The organism is Streptomyces sp. NPDC002138, assembly GCF_040296485.1.
GTDB lineage: Bacteria > Actinomycetota > Actinomycetes > Streptomycetales > Streptomycetaceae > Streptomyces.
This window is the reverse complement of record NZ_JBEOXE010000008.1, coordinates 88782-102721: the sequence shown is the minus strand read 5'-3', so window position 1 is coordinate 102721 and position 13940 is coordinate 88782. Positions and strand designations below refer to the sequence as shown.

12 protein-coding genes are annotated in these 13940 nt (G+C 73.6%); 5 read left to right on the top strand and 7 right to left on the bottom strand.

The window, feature by feature from the left end:
- Window positions 1-26: 26 nt before the first annotated feature.
- Both ABT084_RS07530 and ABT084_RS07525 read right to left on the bottom strand, forming a co-directional pair.
- Window positions 27-902 carry a carbohydrate ABC transporter permease gene (locus ABT084_RS07530; protein ID WP_351039107.1) on the bottom strand — a complete coding sequence of 292 codons (876 nt, stop codon included), beginning with the start codon at window positions 900-902 and terminating at the stop codon, window positions 27-29.
- Window positions 899-1747 carry a carbohydrate ABC transporter permease gene (locus tag ABT084_RS07525; protein ID WP_502968861.1) on the bottom strand — a complete coding sequence of 283 codons (849 nt, stop codon included), beginning with the start codon at window positions 1745-1747 and terminating at the stop codon, window positions 899-901. The genes ABT084_RS07530 and ABT084_RS07525 overlap by 4 nt, the downstream gene beginning before the upstream one ends.
- Between ABT084_RS07525 and ABT084_RS07520 the strand changes: the two genes are divergently transcribed.
- Window positions 1746-1895: a hypothetical protein gene (locus ABT084_RS07520; protein WP_351039309.1), complete on the top strand. Its 150-nt coding sequence runs from the start codon at window positions 1746-1748 to the stop codon at window positions 1893-1895. The two genes, ABT084_RS07525 and ABT084_RS07520, sit on opposite strands and share 2 nt — an antisense overlap.
- 127 nt (window positions 1896-2022) lie before the next feature.
- Here ABT084_RS07520 and ABT084_RS07515 read toward each other — a convergent pair whose 3' ends face one another.
- Window positions 2023-3366 carry an ABC transporter substrate-binding protein gene (locus ABT084_RS07515; protein ID WP_502968858.1) on the bottom strand — a complete coding sequence of 448 codons (1344 nt, stop codon included), beginning with the start codon at window positions 3364-3366 and terminating at the stop codon, window positions 2023-2025.
- 127 nt (window positions 3367-3493) lie between these two features.
- Window positions 3494-4657: a substrate-binding domain-containing protein gene (locus ABT084_RS07510; protein ID WP_351039101.1), complete on the bottom strand. Its 1164-nt coding sequence runs from the start codon at window positions 4655-4657 to the stop codon at window positions 3494-3496.
- 189 nt (window positions 4658-4846) lie between these two features.
- Here ABT084_RS07510 and ABT084_RS07505 point away from each other — a divergent pair, with 189 nt between their 5' ends.
- Complete coding sequence (locus ABT084_RS07505) at window positions 4847-6673, top strand: glycoside hydrolase family 35 protein (RefSeq protein WP_351039098.1); 1827 nt, start codon at window positions 4847-4849, stop codon at window positions 6671-6673.
- A 131-nt stretch (window positions 6674-6804) separates the two neighbouring features.
- Here ABT084_RS07505 and ABT084_RS07500 read toward each other — a convergent pair whose 3' ends face one another.
- Together ABT084_RS07500 and ABT084_RS07495 are read right to left on the bottom strand one after the other, a co-directional pair.
- Window positions 6805-7683, bottom strand: coding sequence for an ABC transporter permease (locus ABT084_RS07500; protein WP_351039095.1), 879 nt, complete (start codon window positions 7681-7683; stop codon window positions 6805-6807).
- Window positions 7680-10427 (bottom strand): alpha/beta fold hydrolase, encoded by a 2748-nt coding sequence (locus ABT084_RS07495; protein ID WP_351039092.1) that lies wholly within the window; start codon window positions 10425-10427, stop codon window positions 7680-7682. Before ABT084_RS07495 ends, ABT084_RS07500 begins: the two co-directional genes overlap by 4 nt.
- A 130-nt stretch (window positions 10428-10557) precedes the next feature.
- Between ABT084_RS07495 and ABT084_RS07490 the strand changes: the two genes are divergently transcribed.
- From ABT084_RS07490 to ABT084_RS07480, 3 genes are all read left to right on the top strand, one after another.
- A complete protein-coding gene (locus tag ABT084_RS07490; RefSeq protein ID WP_351039089.1) occupies window positions 10558-12153 on the top strand; it encodes an ATP-dependent DNA ligase in 1596 nt (531 codons plus the stop codon).
- Window positions 12154-12217: 64 nt separating this feature from the next.
- On the top strand, window positions 12218-12865 hold the full coding sequence (locus ABT084_RS07485) for a helix-turn-helix domain-containing protein (protein ID WP_351039087.1): 648 nt from the start codon (window positions 12218-12220) through the stop codon (window positions 12863-12865).
- Window positions 12866-12906: 41 nt separating this feature from the next.
- Complete coding sequence (locus ABT084_RS07480; protein WP_351039084.1) at window positions 12907-13161, top strand: DUF6126 family protein; 255 nt, start codon at window positions 12907-12909, stop codon at window positions 13159-13161.
- Here the strand turns inward: ABT084_RS07480 and ABT084_RS07475 are convergent.
- Window positions 13125-13790: a DUF6629 family protein gene (locus tag ABT084_RS07475; RefSeq protein ID WP_351039082.1), complete on the bottom strand. Its 666-nt coding sequence runs from the start codon at window positions 13788-13790 to the stop codon at window positions 13125-13127. The genes ABT084_RS07480 and ABT084_RS07475 overlap by 37 nt on opposite strands.
- Window positions 13791-13940 lie beyond the last annotated feature (150 nt).

Genomic DNA, 13940 nt, shown 5'->3' with positions numbered 1-13940 from the left:
GGCGAGCAGGGTGACGGGGCGGTGGATCACTTGACGGCTCCCGCTGTGAGACCCGAGCGCCAGAACCGCTGGAGACCCAGGAAGGCCAGCACCAGCGGGACGACGGCGACGAGCGAACCGGTGATGACGAGGGGGTACAGCTCGGGCTGCTGATAGACGCTGCGGTTCCACATGAACAGGCCGAGGCTGACCGGGTAGAGACGCTCGTCGTTGAGCATGGTCAGCGCACCGTAGAAGTTGTTCCAGATCGCCGTGAAGGTGAACAGGAAGATGGTCACAAACCCGGGCCAGAGCATGGGGAACGACACGTGGGCGAAGACCCGCAGTTCACTCGCCCCGTCCATCCGGGCGGCGGCGAGCACCTCGTCGGGCACGTAGCCCTCGGCGAACACCCGGGCCAGATAGACGCCGAAGGGGTTGACGAGGGCGGGCACCAGATAGGCCCAGTAGGTGTTGACGGCTCCGGCGGCCGAGGCCATCAGGTAGAGGGGGAGCTGGAGTACGGTCGCGGGCACCAGGACCCCGGCGAGGACGACGCCGAAGAGCCGTTCCTTGTGCCGGAAGTCGTAGGCGTGGAAGGCGTATCCGCAGGCCACGCTGATGAGGGCGGAGAGGACGGACCCGACCACCGTGTAGAGCAGGCTGTTGCCGAGCCAGCGGCCGAAGATGCCGTCGTTGTAGGCGAAGACGTCGCGGAGGTTGGCGAGGAGGTTGAAGTCACCGAAGGAGTAGGGCTCGGTGGCGAACAGGTCGCGCCGGTTCTTGGTGGCCGCCGTGACCAGCCAGGCGAGGGGCATCAGGGTGTAGGCGGCGACCAGCAGCAGGGCGGCGTTGACGGCGGCCTTGGAGAGGAGCCCGGAGGGCCCGCGCCGTGCGGGAGCCCGGGTGAGCGTGTCGGTCATGCGTCCCTCCAGCGGTTGCCGAGCGTGGTGACGACGTACGAAGCGGCTCCCGCGACCAGGGCGAGGAGGAGCGCGCCCGCGGCGGCGAGGCCGTAGTCGTGGCTCTTGAACGCGGCGCTGAAGATGTACATCGTCGGCGACCAGGACTCGCCCATCTCGTTGGCCCGCAGGTGCAGCAACTGCGGTGCGTCGAAGAGCTGGACGGCGCCGACGCAGGTGAACAGCACGGTCAGGATGAGGGTGGGGCGGATGCTCGGCACCTTGACCTGGAGAGCGGTACGGATGGCTCCGGCGCCGTCCATGGTGGCGGCCTCCAGGGTCTCGCGCGGCACGGCCTGGAGCCCGGCGAAGAAAATGATCATGTTGTAGCCCATCCACTGCCAGGCCGAGATGTTGACCACGGACAGCAGGGCCTCGTCGCGGCCGAAGAAGTTCCAGGAGAGCCCGGCGCCGTCGAGCACGTCCAGTACGGGGCTCAGCCCAGGGGTGTAGAGGTACAGCCAGATCATGGCCGCGATCAGGCCGGGGACGGCGTGGGGCAGGTAGAACGCGATCTGGAAGAACCGTTTGGCCCGGGCGAGGGAGGAATCCAGCAGGAGGGCGAGCAGCAGGGCGCCGCCGACCATGACCGGGATGTAGAGCAGGCAGTAGACGGCCACGTGGCGGAACGAGGCCAGGAAGAGGGGATCGGTGAGGGCCTTGGTGAAGTTCCCGAATCCGCTGAACACGCGCCGCGTACCGCCGAAGCCGAGGCCGGACTGCTCGTCGTGGAACAGGCTCAGCCAGGCGGCGTAGGCGATGGGGGCGACGGTGACGAGGGCGAAGAGGAGGAAGAAGGGAGCCATGAAGAGCACGGGGGCGGGGGCGGACCGGCTCCCGGTGGCCGTTCTCATGACGTCCGGCCCGGCCGGCGTGTCCGGCCTGTTCGGCCCGTCGGTCCTGCCCGGCCCGTCCGCCCCGTCCGCCCCGCCCGCCCCGTCCGGGCCCCCGTGACCGTGGGTGGTCGCCTGGGGCCGGACCGGAGGAGGCGCCGGGTGCGCTCCGGCCGGGGGCTCGGGGGCTCTGGGGCCGGGTGGGTGGTCCGGGGTGGGGTGGGGGCGCGGGGTGGTGGGCCGCGGCATCAGCCGACCAGGCCCAGGCCGCGGTCCTTGATGGCCTTCTCGGCGGCCGCCTGGCCCTCGCTCAGGGCCTTGAGCTGGTCCGCCCCGGCCGCGTTCTGAGCCGCGTTGACCTGGAGGTGCGTCGGGCCCCAGGTCCAGCCGGGCACGATGGTGTCGGCCGCCGCGCCGGCCAGGGCGTACGGGTCCTGCCCGGCGAAGTACGAGGCGTCGAACAGCTTCGCCGCCGCCACCCGCATCTCCGGGTTGGCCGGCAGGGCGCTGCTGGGAGCCTTCAGCGAGCTGAGCCGTGCCTTGACGGCCTCCGGGTCGGTGGTGACCCAGGCGATGAACTCCGCCGCGGCCTTGGTGTGCTTGCTGCCCTTGGGCACGATGTAGGAGGTGCCTCCGTACATGCCCGTGGCGGGCTTCCCGTCCCAGGTGGGCAGCGGGGCGATGCCCCACTTGCCCGTGAGGTCCGGGTAACTCGCGAGGAACGTCCCGGCCGTCCAGGCGGCGCCGATGACGGTCGCGACCTGACCGGAGGAGCGTTCCTTCGCCTCGCCCTCGCCCCACAGCGGGGTCTTCGACGCGAGGCCCGAGGTCAGCAGGCCGTTCCAGTACGAGGCCACCTTCCGCGACGCCGGGTCGTCGATGGCGACCTTCCACTTGTCGCCCTCCGTGCCGTACCACTGGGCGCCCGCCTGCCAGGAGAGCCCGGCGAGCACGGCCGGGTCGCCGCCGCCGAAGTTGGTGATCCGGACCGACGGATCGGCCTTGTTGAGCTTCTCCGCGGCCTGCTTGTACTCCTCCCAGGTCGTCGGCACGGCCACGCCGTGCTTCTCGAAGATGTCCTTGCGGTAGAAGAGTTCGAGCGGGGTGACGTCGAAGGGCACCGCCCACGTCCTGCCGCCGAGGCTCACCAGCGACTGGACCGCCTTCGGGAACTTCTCGGCGACGAGCTTCCCGGAGGTCGCGCTCAGGTCCTCCAGGTTGCCGCCGCTCGCGAACTCGGGGAGCGAGGAGTAGTCCATCGTCGCGACGTCCGGTGCGTTGCCGCCCTTGACCGCGTTGGAGAGTTTGGCCGCCCCGTCCGGGCCGCCGGGGACGGCCGAGAACGTCACCCGGATGTTCTTGTGCGTCTTGTTGAAGGCGTCCGCGGTCTGCTGGGCGCCCGCGCTGGAGGACCAGTAGGTGAGGGTGACCGGCTGATCGGCCGACCCCACCGGCTCGGCCGCGGACCCCGACTCCGACCCCGCCGTGCCGCCGCACGCGGTGGCGAGGACGGCCAGCGAGGCGACAGAGGCGGTGAGGGCGAGGCGGGACAAGCGGGAGGAGGGCAGGCGGGAAGGCAGGCTGCGCGACATGGTTCGACTCCTACGGACGACCGCTGCGGGCGGCGGATGGGAGAACGCGGCCCATCTTTTGTGCGAATACGCACACCGTCAAGAGCGAACGCACAACTCGATCGAAACAATCATTCAATCCCGTCCTTCATGAGCGGATGGTCAGCCGGGGGAGCAGCTCCAGATGCTGCCGGGGGCTGCCGTGCGGCCCGTACGCCGTCTCGTCGGCCCCCGACAGCCGGTCCAGCAGCAGCTCCGCCGCCCGCGCCCCGACCTCCCGCTTGGCCGGGGCGACGGCCGAGAGCGGTACGTCCGCCAGCCCCGCCACCTCGTCGTCGTACGTGATCACCGCCAGGTCCTCCGGTACCCGCACCCCCCGCGCCTGGAGCCGCGGGATCAGCATGATCGCGTCGGTGTCGCTGTGGATCAGCGCGGCCGTGACCCCGCCCGTGGCCCCGCCCGCGGCGACCGCCTCGCACAGGTACTCCAGCGTCCGCGCGAACCGGTCCGCCACCGACAGGGACGCGACCGGCGGCGTACCCGGTCCGGCCGGCGGCCACGGCGGCGCCGGTTCCAGGCCCAGGGCGGCGACGGCCGCCTCGTACCCGGCCCGCAGCCGCGCGCTCGTCGGCGTCTCCTGGCAGGCCAGCGCGATCCGCCGGTGCCCCAGCTCTACCAGGTGCTGGACCGCCCGCGCCGCCCCGTGGGCATGGTCCGACACCACCCGGTCCAGCGCCGCCGCCGGATGCCCGGGCGGCGCCCACCGCTCGACCAGGACGGTGGGAACCGGCAGCTCGGCGGTCCACGCGCCCTCGCCGGGCCCCGGTGATCCGGTGTCCCAGTTCGGTGTCAGCAGCAGCCCGTCCGCCCCCGTCGAGAGCAGCCGGTCGGCCTGGGTCCGGTCCTCGCCCGGCAGGTATCGGGTCAGCCCCACGGTCAGCCGCGCGCCGCGCGCCTCGACCACCTCCCGGGCGCCGCGGACCACCTCCGCGTAGTAATACTCGGTGGTCGGCACGACCATCCCGACCACCAGCCCCGCGCCGTCACCCGGTCCGGACGCACCCCCCGCACCCCGCGCCCCGGGTTCCGCCGCGTGCCCCGGAACCGGCCCCTCCGGGCCCGTCGGCTCGACCCGGCTGATCACCCCGTGCAACCGCTGGATCTCGCCCCGGGCGGCCATCGCCTCGATGTCCCGGCGCAGCGTGACGGGGGAGACGTCCAGCTCCCGGGCCACGTCCGCCACCCGGACGCTGCCCCGGGCCCGGACGAGCGCGAGCACCTGCGCCTGGCGCTGGTCTACATGTGGTCTCAAGGGGTCCCCCTGGGCTCTGCCCGGCAGGCTCGGTCGGCCCGCACGCTCCCGTCATCATAGGGAACCCAGAGCGCCGGAACGATCGATTCGATCGATTGCGATCAACTCGACGTTGACGGCGTGCGCGACACGTTCATATATTCGGCAGCGTCCGGCACCCCTCGCACCGCACCGCACGGGAGTCAGCGCATGCTCACGCACGACCAGGACGGATTCCGGCGCGCAGGGCGCCCCCACCGCGTCATCTCCGGGGCCCTGCACTACTTCCGGGTCCACCCGGACCTGTGGGAGGACCGCCTCACCAGGCTGCGCGGCCTGGGCGCCAACACCGTGGACACCTACGTCCCCTGGAACTTCCACGAGACCGCACCCGGCAAGGCCGACTTCACCGGCCCCCGTGACCTCGCCCGCTTCCTGCGCATCGCCCAGGGCCTCGGCCTCGACGCCATCGTCCGCCCCGGCCCGTACATCTGCGCCGAATGGGACTTCGGCGGCCTGCCCGCCCGGCTGCTCGCCCAGGACGGGCTGCGCCTGCGCTGCTCCGACCCGCGCTTCGAGGCCGAGGTGGACGGCTGGTTCGACCTCGTGCTGCCCGAACTGCGCCCGCTGCTCGCGAGCCGGGGCGGCCCCGTGGTCGCCGTACAGATCGAGAACGAGTACGGCTCGTACGGCGACGACCGCCGCTACCGCGCCCACATCGAGGAGGCTCTGCTCGCACGCGGCGTGGACTGTCTGCTGTTCACCGCCGACGGCCCCGAGGACGCGATGCTGCAGGGCGGCATGGTCCCCGGCCGGCTCGCCACCGCCACCTTCGGCGCGCGCCCGGCCGAACGCCTGGAGGTGCTGCGCCGCTACCAGAAGACCGGACCGCTGGCCGCGATGGAGTTCTGGCTCGGCTGGTTCGACCACTGGGGCGAGGACCACCACGTCCGCGCCGTCGAGGAGGTGGCGGCCTCCCTCGACGAACTCCTCGCCACCGGCGCCTCCGTCAACCTCTACATGGCCCACGGCGGTACCAACTTCGGCTTCTGGGCGGGCGCCAACCACACCGGATCCCGGCCCGGGGAACCCGGCTACCAGCCGACCGTCACCAGTTACGACTACGACGCCCCCATCGGCGAGGCCGGTGAACTGACCGCCAAGTTCCACGCGTTCCGCGAGGTCATCGGAAGGTACGCGCCACTGCCCGACGGCCCGCTGCCCGTACCCCCGCCCCGGCTCGCGCCCGCCCTCGCCGCGCCGTCCGGCCGTGCCCCGCTCGCCGCCCACCTCGACGCGCTCTCCACGGTCGTGCACCGACCGGCGCCAGAGCCCATGGAGAAGCTCGGCCAGGACTTCGGCCTGATCCACTACCGGACCACCCTCACAGGGCCCCGGCCCGCGATGCCCGTCCGGATCGACGGGCTCGGCGACCGCGCGTACGTCTTCGCCGACGGCGTGCCGCTCGGCATCCTGGACCGCAACGCCCCCGACGAGGGCCTCGACCTCCCGGTCGGCGAGGCAGGAGTCGTCCTCGACGTGCTCGTCCGCGCCCAGGGCCGGGTGAACTACGGACCGCTGCTCGACGACCGCAAGGGCATCTGGCGCGGGGTGCGGCACGGCCACCAGCACCTGTTCGAGTGGGAGATCAGGCCGCTGCCGCTCACCGACCTCACCGCCCTGGACTGGACCCCGCCGGAGCAGTCCCCGAGCCGGACGCCCCCCGCCGCCGCCCTCCCCGCCCCCGCCTTCCACGACCCCGCCTTCCACCGCTTCGCGTTCACCATCCCCGCCCCCGCCGACGGGTTCCTCGACCTCTCCTCCTGGGGGACCGGCCTGATCTGGCTGAACGGATTCCTGCTCGGCCACTACGACACCCCGCGCGGCCCGCAGCGCACCCTCTACGCCCCCGGGCCCCTCTGGCACACCGGCGAGAACGAGGTCGTCGTGCTCGAACTGGAGCGCCCCGGCGACGGCCTGCCCCTGCGCGACATGCCCGACCTCGGCCGCCGGAAGGTCGTCACCCTCGACGAGTGACGGGCTCGCCGAGGTGTCCAGGATGCCGAGGTGTCCAGGATGAGGCCGGACGCTCGTACGCCGCCTCCCCCGGGCGGGGGAGACGGCGTACGCGGGGCGACGAGGGGCCGGCGGGCGCGCCCGCCGCGGCCTCAGGACACGATGTCCTTGCGGGCGAACCCCCGGAAGGCGAGGGCGAACAGCACCAGCGCGTACGAGACCGACACCGCGGCCCCCTTCACCATCCCGCCCCACTCCAGGTGCGGCTGCAGGGCGTCGGCCCACGCGAACTGCCAGTGCGCGGGCAGGAACTCCCGCCACGATCCGAGCGCGGTCACCGCGTCCAGTACGTTCCCGACGATGGTCAGCCCGACCGCCCCGCCGACCGCGCCCAGCGGCGCGTCCGTCCGGGTGGAGAGCCAGAACGCCAGCCCGGCCGTGACCAGCTGCGACACGAAGATGAAGGCGACCACCAGGGCGAGGCGCGGCAGCGTGTCACCGGCCGCCAGCTCACCGCCGGTCGGCAGTTTCAGCGGCCCCCACCCGTAGGCGGCGGTGCCCGCCGCCAGCGCCACCACCGGCAGCAGCACCATCGCCGCCAGGCTGAACCCGAGCGCCACCACCAGCTTGCTCCACAGCAGCCGCGCCCGGGGCACCGGCGAGGCCAGCAGGTAGCGCAGCGAGGACCAGCTCGCCTCCGAGGCGACCGTGTCCCCGCAGAACAGCGCGACCGGGACCACCAGCAGGAAGCCCGCCGAGACGAAGAGGCAGGTCGCGGCGAAGTTCGCGCCGGACGCCGTCGCCGTGTCGATGAGGGTGATCCGGCCGTCCCGGCCCCCGCCGCCCTGGGAGCCGCCCACCGCGAACGCGATGATCATGATGAAGGGCAGTGCGGCCAGCACCCCGCCCATCACCAGGGTGCGGCGCCTGCGCCACTGCCGCAGGGCCTCGACCCGCAGCGGCAGCGTCCGCCCCGCCTGGTATCCGGGCGCCACCTCCCGCGCAGCGCCCACCTCCTGTACCGCGCTCACGCCGCACCTCCGATCAGGGTCAGGAACGCGTCCTCGAGCCGCCGGTGCGGGCCCACTCCGGTCACCGGCACCTCCAGCCGGACGAGTTCGGTGATGAGCGCGGTGGCCGTGGCGCCGTCCAGCCGGACGAGCAGGCCGTCCTCGGCCGCGACCACGGACTCCACCCCCTCCAGGGCCGCCACCTTCTCGACGGCCGCGTCGGCGACCGGCCCGGCCAGGGTCACCAGCAGGGTGTCCCCGCCGCCGGTGATCTCGGCGACGGGCCCGGCCTGGACGAGCCGTCCCCGGTCCATGACCACCAGGTGCGTACAGGTCTGCTCGACCTCCGACAGCAGGTGGCTGGAGACGATGACGGTCCGGCCGGCCGCCGCGTAACGGATCATCACGTCCCGCATCTCGCGGATCTGCGGCGGGTCCAGACCGTTCGTCGGCTCGTCGAGGATCAGCAGGTCCGGCATGCCGAGCATGGCCTGCGCGATGGCGAGCCGCTGCCGCATGCCCTGCGAGTACGTCCGGACCGCGCGCTCCAGCGCGTCGCCCAGCCCGGCGATCTCCAGGGCCTCCGCCATGTGGGAGTCCGTGGCCGGACGGCCGGTGGCCTGCCAGTACAGCTCCAGATTGGCGCGACCCGACAGGTGCGGCAGGAAACCCGCGCCTTCGACGAACGCGCCGACCCGCGACAGCACCGGAGCCCCGGCGCGCACGGCGTGTCCGAAGACCCGGATCTCGCCCGCGTCCGGCGAGATCAGGCCCATCAGCATCCGCAGCGTGGTGGTCTTTCCGGCGCCGTTGGGCCCGAGGAGCCCCAGCACCTGGCCCTTCTCCACCCGCATGGACAGGTCCCGGACCGCGTAGCGGTCCTTCGCCTTCGCGTACCGCTTGGTCAGTCCGGTGATCTCGAGCGGTACGTCGGCCAGCGCGGCCTCGTGCTTCGGCGCCGGAGCCGGAGCCCCGCCCGGGGTCCCGGAGCCGCCGCCCCGGCGCCGGATGCCGAGCAGCGCGGCGGCCAGCGCGGCCGCGCCGAGCGGCAGCCACCAGGTCCAGGCGGGCAGCCCCGCCGACGCGGTGCGCACGTCCGCCGCGACCGGCACCGTGAGGATCCCGTCCGCCGTGGACACCGTGTACGTCGCCGGGGCGACCGGGGTGGCGTACCCCAGGTCGGTCGCCGCGACGACCAGGCGCAGCCGGTGGCCGGGCTGGACGCCGTGGTCGACGGCCGGGAGCGCCAGCTTCACCTCGGCGCCCTGCCCCGCGTTCTGCACCCGCACCGGTGCCACGAGCTGGCTCGGCAGCACCTGCTGCCGTCCGTCGGGCCCGACGTCGTACACCTTCCCGAAGAGCACCGCCGAACCGTCCGCGGCGCTCGACCTCACCTTGAGAGTGACGGTGGGGGTGCCGGTGATCCGCAGTTCCTTCTCCAGCGGCTTCGACTCGAAGCGCGCGTACTGCCCGGGGAAGTCCAGGGCGAAGCTCGCCCCGAGCCCGGCGAGCTGGCCGCCGAAGCCCGGGAGTGAGGAGAGCGCGGGGGGCGCGCCGCCCGCCGGGTTGGCGAAGGACTGTTCGGTCCCCGTCAGCTCGATCTTCCGTCCGCCCGAGATCAGCCCGGGGTAACGGTCGTCGGACGCGCCGCGCAGCTTGACCGTGCCGTCCGTCGAATCGATTCCTCCGGTGCGCGAGACCCGGAACTGCGGGCCGGTGTCCACCGAGGCGTCCTGCTTGAGGTAGCGGTCGAACCAGGCGGTGACCCGGCCCTGGATCCGGTCCTGCTCCGGCATCCCGCCGTCGTGACCGCCCGCCGCCCAGTCCACCGCGACGGGCGCGCCGTTCTTCGCGAGCGCGGTGGCCATGGCGTCGGACTGGCTGAGCGGGAAGAGGGAATCGGCCTGCCCCTGCACGAGCAGGGCCGGCGCCTTGATCCGGTCCCCGACCGCGGACGGGCTGCGCCGTTCCAGCAGTTCACGGGCCTGCTGGTCGGGCTTGCCCGCCACCGCCACCCGCTCGTACATCGCGCACAGGTCCGGCTGGAAGCGGCCGCAGCCGGGCGTGGCGAGCGGATCCGCCGGCCCGGCGGCCCCGGCAGCTCCCGTGGTCGCGGTCCCGGCGCCGCCCGCGGGCTGCATGCCGCCCGTGGAACCGGTCGTGAAGAAGACCCCGGCCCAGAGCTTCTTGAAGACGTCGTTCGGGAAGAGCGAGTCCGCGAGGTTCCAGTAGGTGATCTCCGGAGCGATCGCGTCGACCCGCTGGTCGTAGGCCGCGGCCAGCAGCGAGACGGCGCCGCCGTACGAGGCGCCGCTCACGCCCACGCGCGGATCCCCGGCCGCGTCGAGCCGGACCTCGGGCCGGGTGGCGAGCCAGTCGATGAGCCGGGAGACGTCCTTGACCTCGAACTCGGGATCGTTGAGGCCGATCTTGCCGCCGGAGCGGCCGAAGCCGCGCGCCGACCAGGTCATGACCGCGTACCCGTCGCGCGCGAGCTGCTCGGCCTGCGCCCGGACGTCGTCCTTGCTGCCGCCGAATCCGTGGGCGAGCAGCACGGCGGGCCGTTTGGCGCCGCCGCCCGCGGTGAAGTACGAGGTGTCGATGGCGGCGCCGGGCATGTCGAGCACGCGGTCCTGGCGGTGCACGGCCGGGCCGTCGTCGGCCGAGGCCGTGGCGGTCCAGGTACCGGCGCCCGCGACGACGGCGAGCGCGGCGGCGCCCGCGAGCAGGCGGCTTCGGCGGCGCCGGGGCAGTCGGAGCTTCATACGGGAACCCTAAACGCACGGACGGCCCGGCCGGAGCGCCCACGGGCGGACCTCCGCACCTCCTCGAGGACTACTCCGCCCGCCGGGCGTACCGCGGGCGCAGTACGCCCGGCCGCGGGAGGATGTCCCCATGCTGCTGGCCGACGTCGCACGGGTGTCCAGGGAAGTGGCCGGAACCTCCGCCCGGTCCGAGAAGGTGGCGCTGCTGGCCGCGCTCTTCGCGGCCGCCCCCGCCGACGAGGCCGGCCTGGTGATCTCCTACCTCGCCGGGCGGCTGCCGCAGGGCCGTCCGGGTGTCGGCTGGCGGGCCCTGGGCGCCGAGACCGGGGCCGCAGGGGAGGCCACGCTGACCGTGCGCGCGGTGGACGCGGCGGTGACCGCGCTGGCCGGGGTCGGGGGGGCCGGCGCGCAGGCGGAGCGGCGACGGATCCTCGCGGAGCTGCTGGGCGCGGCGACCCCCGACGAGCAGCGGTTCCTGCGCAGCCTGCTCTCCGGCGAGGTGCGCCAGGGGGCGCTGGACGCGGTGGCCCTGGCCGCCGTCGCGGTGGCCGCCGGGGTGCCGCAGACCGCGCTGCGGCGGGCGGTGATGCTGGACGGGTCGCTGCCCCGGGTGGCCGAGGCGGTGTTGGCCGACGGCGCGGGGGCGCTGGGCGCCTTCACGCTCCGCGTGGGCAGGCCCGTACAGCCGATGCTCGCGAACACCGCGAAGTCGGTGGCCGAGGCGGTGGCGGCGCTCGGGCCGTGCGCGGTGGAGGAGAAGCTGGACGGGATCCGGGTGCAGGTGCACCGGGACGGCGCCGACGTGGGCGTCTTCACCAGGTCCCTGGACGAGATCACGGACCGGCTGCCCGAGGTGGTGGAGCTGGCCCGGTCGCTGCCGGGCGACCGGTTCGTCCTGGACGGCGAGGTGATCGCGCTCGCGGCGGACGGGCGGCCGGTGCCCTTCCAGGAGGTCGCGAGCCGGGTCGGCTCCCGGATGGACGTGGCCGCAGCCCGGCTGGCCCTGCCGGTGACCCCCTGTTTCTTCGATGTGCTGGCCGTCGACGGGGAACCGCTGCTGGACCTGCCGGTGCGCGAGCGGTACGCGGCGCTGGCCGCCCTGGTGCCCGAGGCCTCGCGGGTGCGCCGGCTGGCCGTCGAGGATCCGGCGGCGCAGGGCGCGGCCGCCGCGGAGTTCTCGGCCGCGGCGCTGGCCCGGGGCCACGAGGGCGTGATGGTCAAGGCCCTCGATTCCGTCTATGCGGCCGGGCGGCGCGGCAAACACTGGCTGAAGGTGAAACCGGTGCACACCCTCGATCTGGTGGTGCTCGCGGTGGAGCGCGGCAACGGGCGGCGCACCGGTCTGCTGTCGAACCTGCACCTGGGGGCGCGGGCCGCCGACGGGGCGTTCGTGATGCTCGGCAAGACGTTCAAGGGGCTCACGGACGAGGTGCTGCGCTGGCAGACCGAGAAGCTGGGCGAGCTGGCCGTCGACGACGACGGCTACACGGTGCGGGTCCGTCCCGAGCTGGTGGTGGAGATCGCCTACGACGGACTCCAGCGGTCCTCGCGCTATCCGGGCGGGGTGGCGCTGCGCTTCGCGCGCGTGGTCCGTTACCGCCCTGACAAATCGGCGGCGCAGGCGGACACGCTGGAGAACGTGCTGGCCCAGGGCGTCGGGACGGTGGGGGCCGGGGCGCGGGACGGAGGGGAGGGGGCCGACGAGGGGGCGGAGGAGGCGGATTGAGCAGGGTTTTGCCTCTGAGGTAAAGAGAATTGCCACCCAGGTAAGTTTCTGGCTCAATCGAGGCATGAACCCCGGCCCCGGACCCGCGTCCGGCCCCGACGACGAGGTGCCCGCCGCTCCCGAAGAGCCGTCCACCACGGTCGCCCCGCAGCTGCGCGATCTGCGCCGCCGCGCCGGACTGACCCTGGAGGCCGCCGCCGCGCGGGCCCGGCTCTCGCCCGCCCACCTGTCCCGCCTGGAGACCGGCCGCCGGCAGCCCTCGCTGCCGCTGCTGCTGGAACTCGCCCGCACCTACGGTACGACGGTCTCGGAGCTGCTCGGGGAGACCCCCGCCGTCGCCGATCCCATCGTACGGGCCGGGGGGCCGGGTGCCCGCGAGGCCGACGGCTGGACGTACTGGCAGGCGGGCGGCTCGGGGCGGGGGATGCAGGCCCTGCGCGTGCACGTGCCGTACGCCCGCGAGCAGGGCGACCTGGTCCGCGTACATCCCGGCGAGGAGTGGCTGTACGTGCTGAAGGGGCGGCTGCGGCTGCACTTGGGGGAGACCCGGCACGAGCTGGAGCCGGGGGACAGCGCGCACTTCGATTCGCTCACCCCGCACCGGATCGGCGCGGCCGCCGAGGGCGGCGCCGACCTGCTGTTCGTCCACACCCTGCTGCAGAGCAGCCTCGCCGGGCTGTGCCTCGGCGGCACGCCCGGCACGCACCACTGAGCGCGACCACCACGCGCCACGGAGAGCAGAGGAGTCGCACCATGTCCCGAGGAGAGAACGTGTCGTCAGAGGTCTCGTCAGAGCTGCCCGTGGACGTGCCGGCGTCGGTTCCGGTGCAGGTTCCGGTGCAGGCGGAGGCGCCGCCCGTGCCCGCCGAGCGGCCCGCGGCCCTCAAGCGCATCGAGTCGAAGTTCCCGCGCGGCCTGATCATCCGGCTGACCATGTACCTCTTCGTCGGTCACCTCTTCGCCTTCTTCGTCTACCTGCTCTTCGTCCTGGGCGCCAAGAACCAGTGACCCCGGCCGCCGTCGTCGCGGCGCACCCAGCCCAGCACGAGCAGGGAGGCGGCCGCGGCGAAGGCGCACCAGGTGGAGGCGAACTCCAGGCGCCACACCAGCGCGCAGAGCGCCGACCCGGCGGCCATCACCGCCCCGAGGACGCGCAGCAGGCGGTCCCCGGCCAGCAGGAGCGACCCGAGGGTGGCGAACAGATAGCCGCCGAGCACGAGCGGGGCGTACGGCACGCTCACCCCGTAGCCGATGACGTGCCCGCGGATCTCGGCGGTCACCGGGCGGGTGGCCAGGCCGTACGCGAGCACCGCCGCGGTGGCCAGACCCACGGCCGCCGGTACGAGGAGCCGTCGGCGCAGCGCCGGGGCCGCCCCCGGGCCCGCCGCGAGCAGGACGCCCAGCGGGACCCACACCGCCAGGAGCGGCAGGGCGATCACCGCCCAGGCGGTGGTGGCGGGCCCGCGGCCACCGCCGGAGTGCCAGAGCGCGGCCTCCACCATCTGGTGGAGGCCCAGCAGCAGCGGCAGCGCGGCCACCGGCAGATCACGGGCCCGGCGCGCGCGGGCCAGGCAGGCCAGCCCGGCGGCGGTGATCGCCGCACCGGCGGTCAGATCGGCCGTCGCGCTCCAGCACATGGGTCTCCTGGCGCAGGTGGGTCAGGAGTCTCCACCGTACGAGCCCATCCCGAGGTCCGCCACACCACAGATTCCCGCAAGAATGCAACAGGCACCTGAATATTATTGGCAGGAGTCTTGCCGCGAAGGTACGGGCGCCCTACGCTGACC

What these genes read in the sequence shown, in the direction of transcription:
- ABT084_RS07475 (WP_351039082.1), bottom strand. Translation starts at nt 13,790, where the DNA reads ATGTGCTGGAGCGCGACGGCCGATCTGACCGCCGGTGCGGCGATCACC.
- ABT084_RS07530 (WP_351039107.1), bottom strand. Translation starts at nt 902, where the DNA reads ATGACCGACACGCTCACCCGGGCTCCCGCACGGCGCGGGCCCTCCGGG.
- ABT084_RS07525 (WP_502968861.1), bottom strand. Translation starts at nt 1,747, where the DNA reads ATGGCTCCCTTCTTCCTCCTCTTCGCCCTCGTCACCGTCGCCCCCATC.
- ABT084_RS07520 (WP_351039309.1), top strand. Translation starts at nt 1,746, where the DNA reads ATGAAGAGCACGGGGGCGGGGGCGGACCGGCTCCCGGTGGCCGTTCTC.
- ABT084_RS07495 (WP_351039092.1), bottom strand. Translation starts at nt 10,427, where the DNA reads ATGAAGCTCCGACTGCCCCGGCGCCGCCGAAGCCGCCTGCTCGCGGGC.
- ABT084_RS07480 (WP_351039084.1), top strand. Translation starts at nt 12,907, where the DNA reads ATGTCCCGAGGAGAGAACGTGTCGTCAGAGGTCTCGTCAGAGCTGCCC.
- ABT084_RS07505 (WP_351039098.1), top strand. Translation starts at nt 4,847, where the DNA reads ATGCTCACGCACGACCAGGACGGATTCCGGCGCGCAGGGCGCCCCCAC.
- ABT084_RS07490 (WP_351039089.1), top strand. Translation starts at nt 10,558, where the DNA reads ATGCTGCTGGCCGACGTCGCACGGGTGTCCAGGGAAGTGGCCGGAACC.
- ABT084_RS07515 (WP_502968858.1), bottom strand. Translation starts at nt 3,366, where the DNA reads ATGTCGCGCAGCCTGCCTTCCCGCCTGCCCTCCTCCCGCTTGTCCCGC.
- ABT084_RS07485 (WP_351039087.1), top strand. Translation starts at nt 12,218, where the DNA reads ATGAACCCCGGCCCCGGACCCGCGTCCGGCCCCGACGACGAGGTGCCC.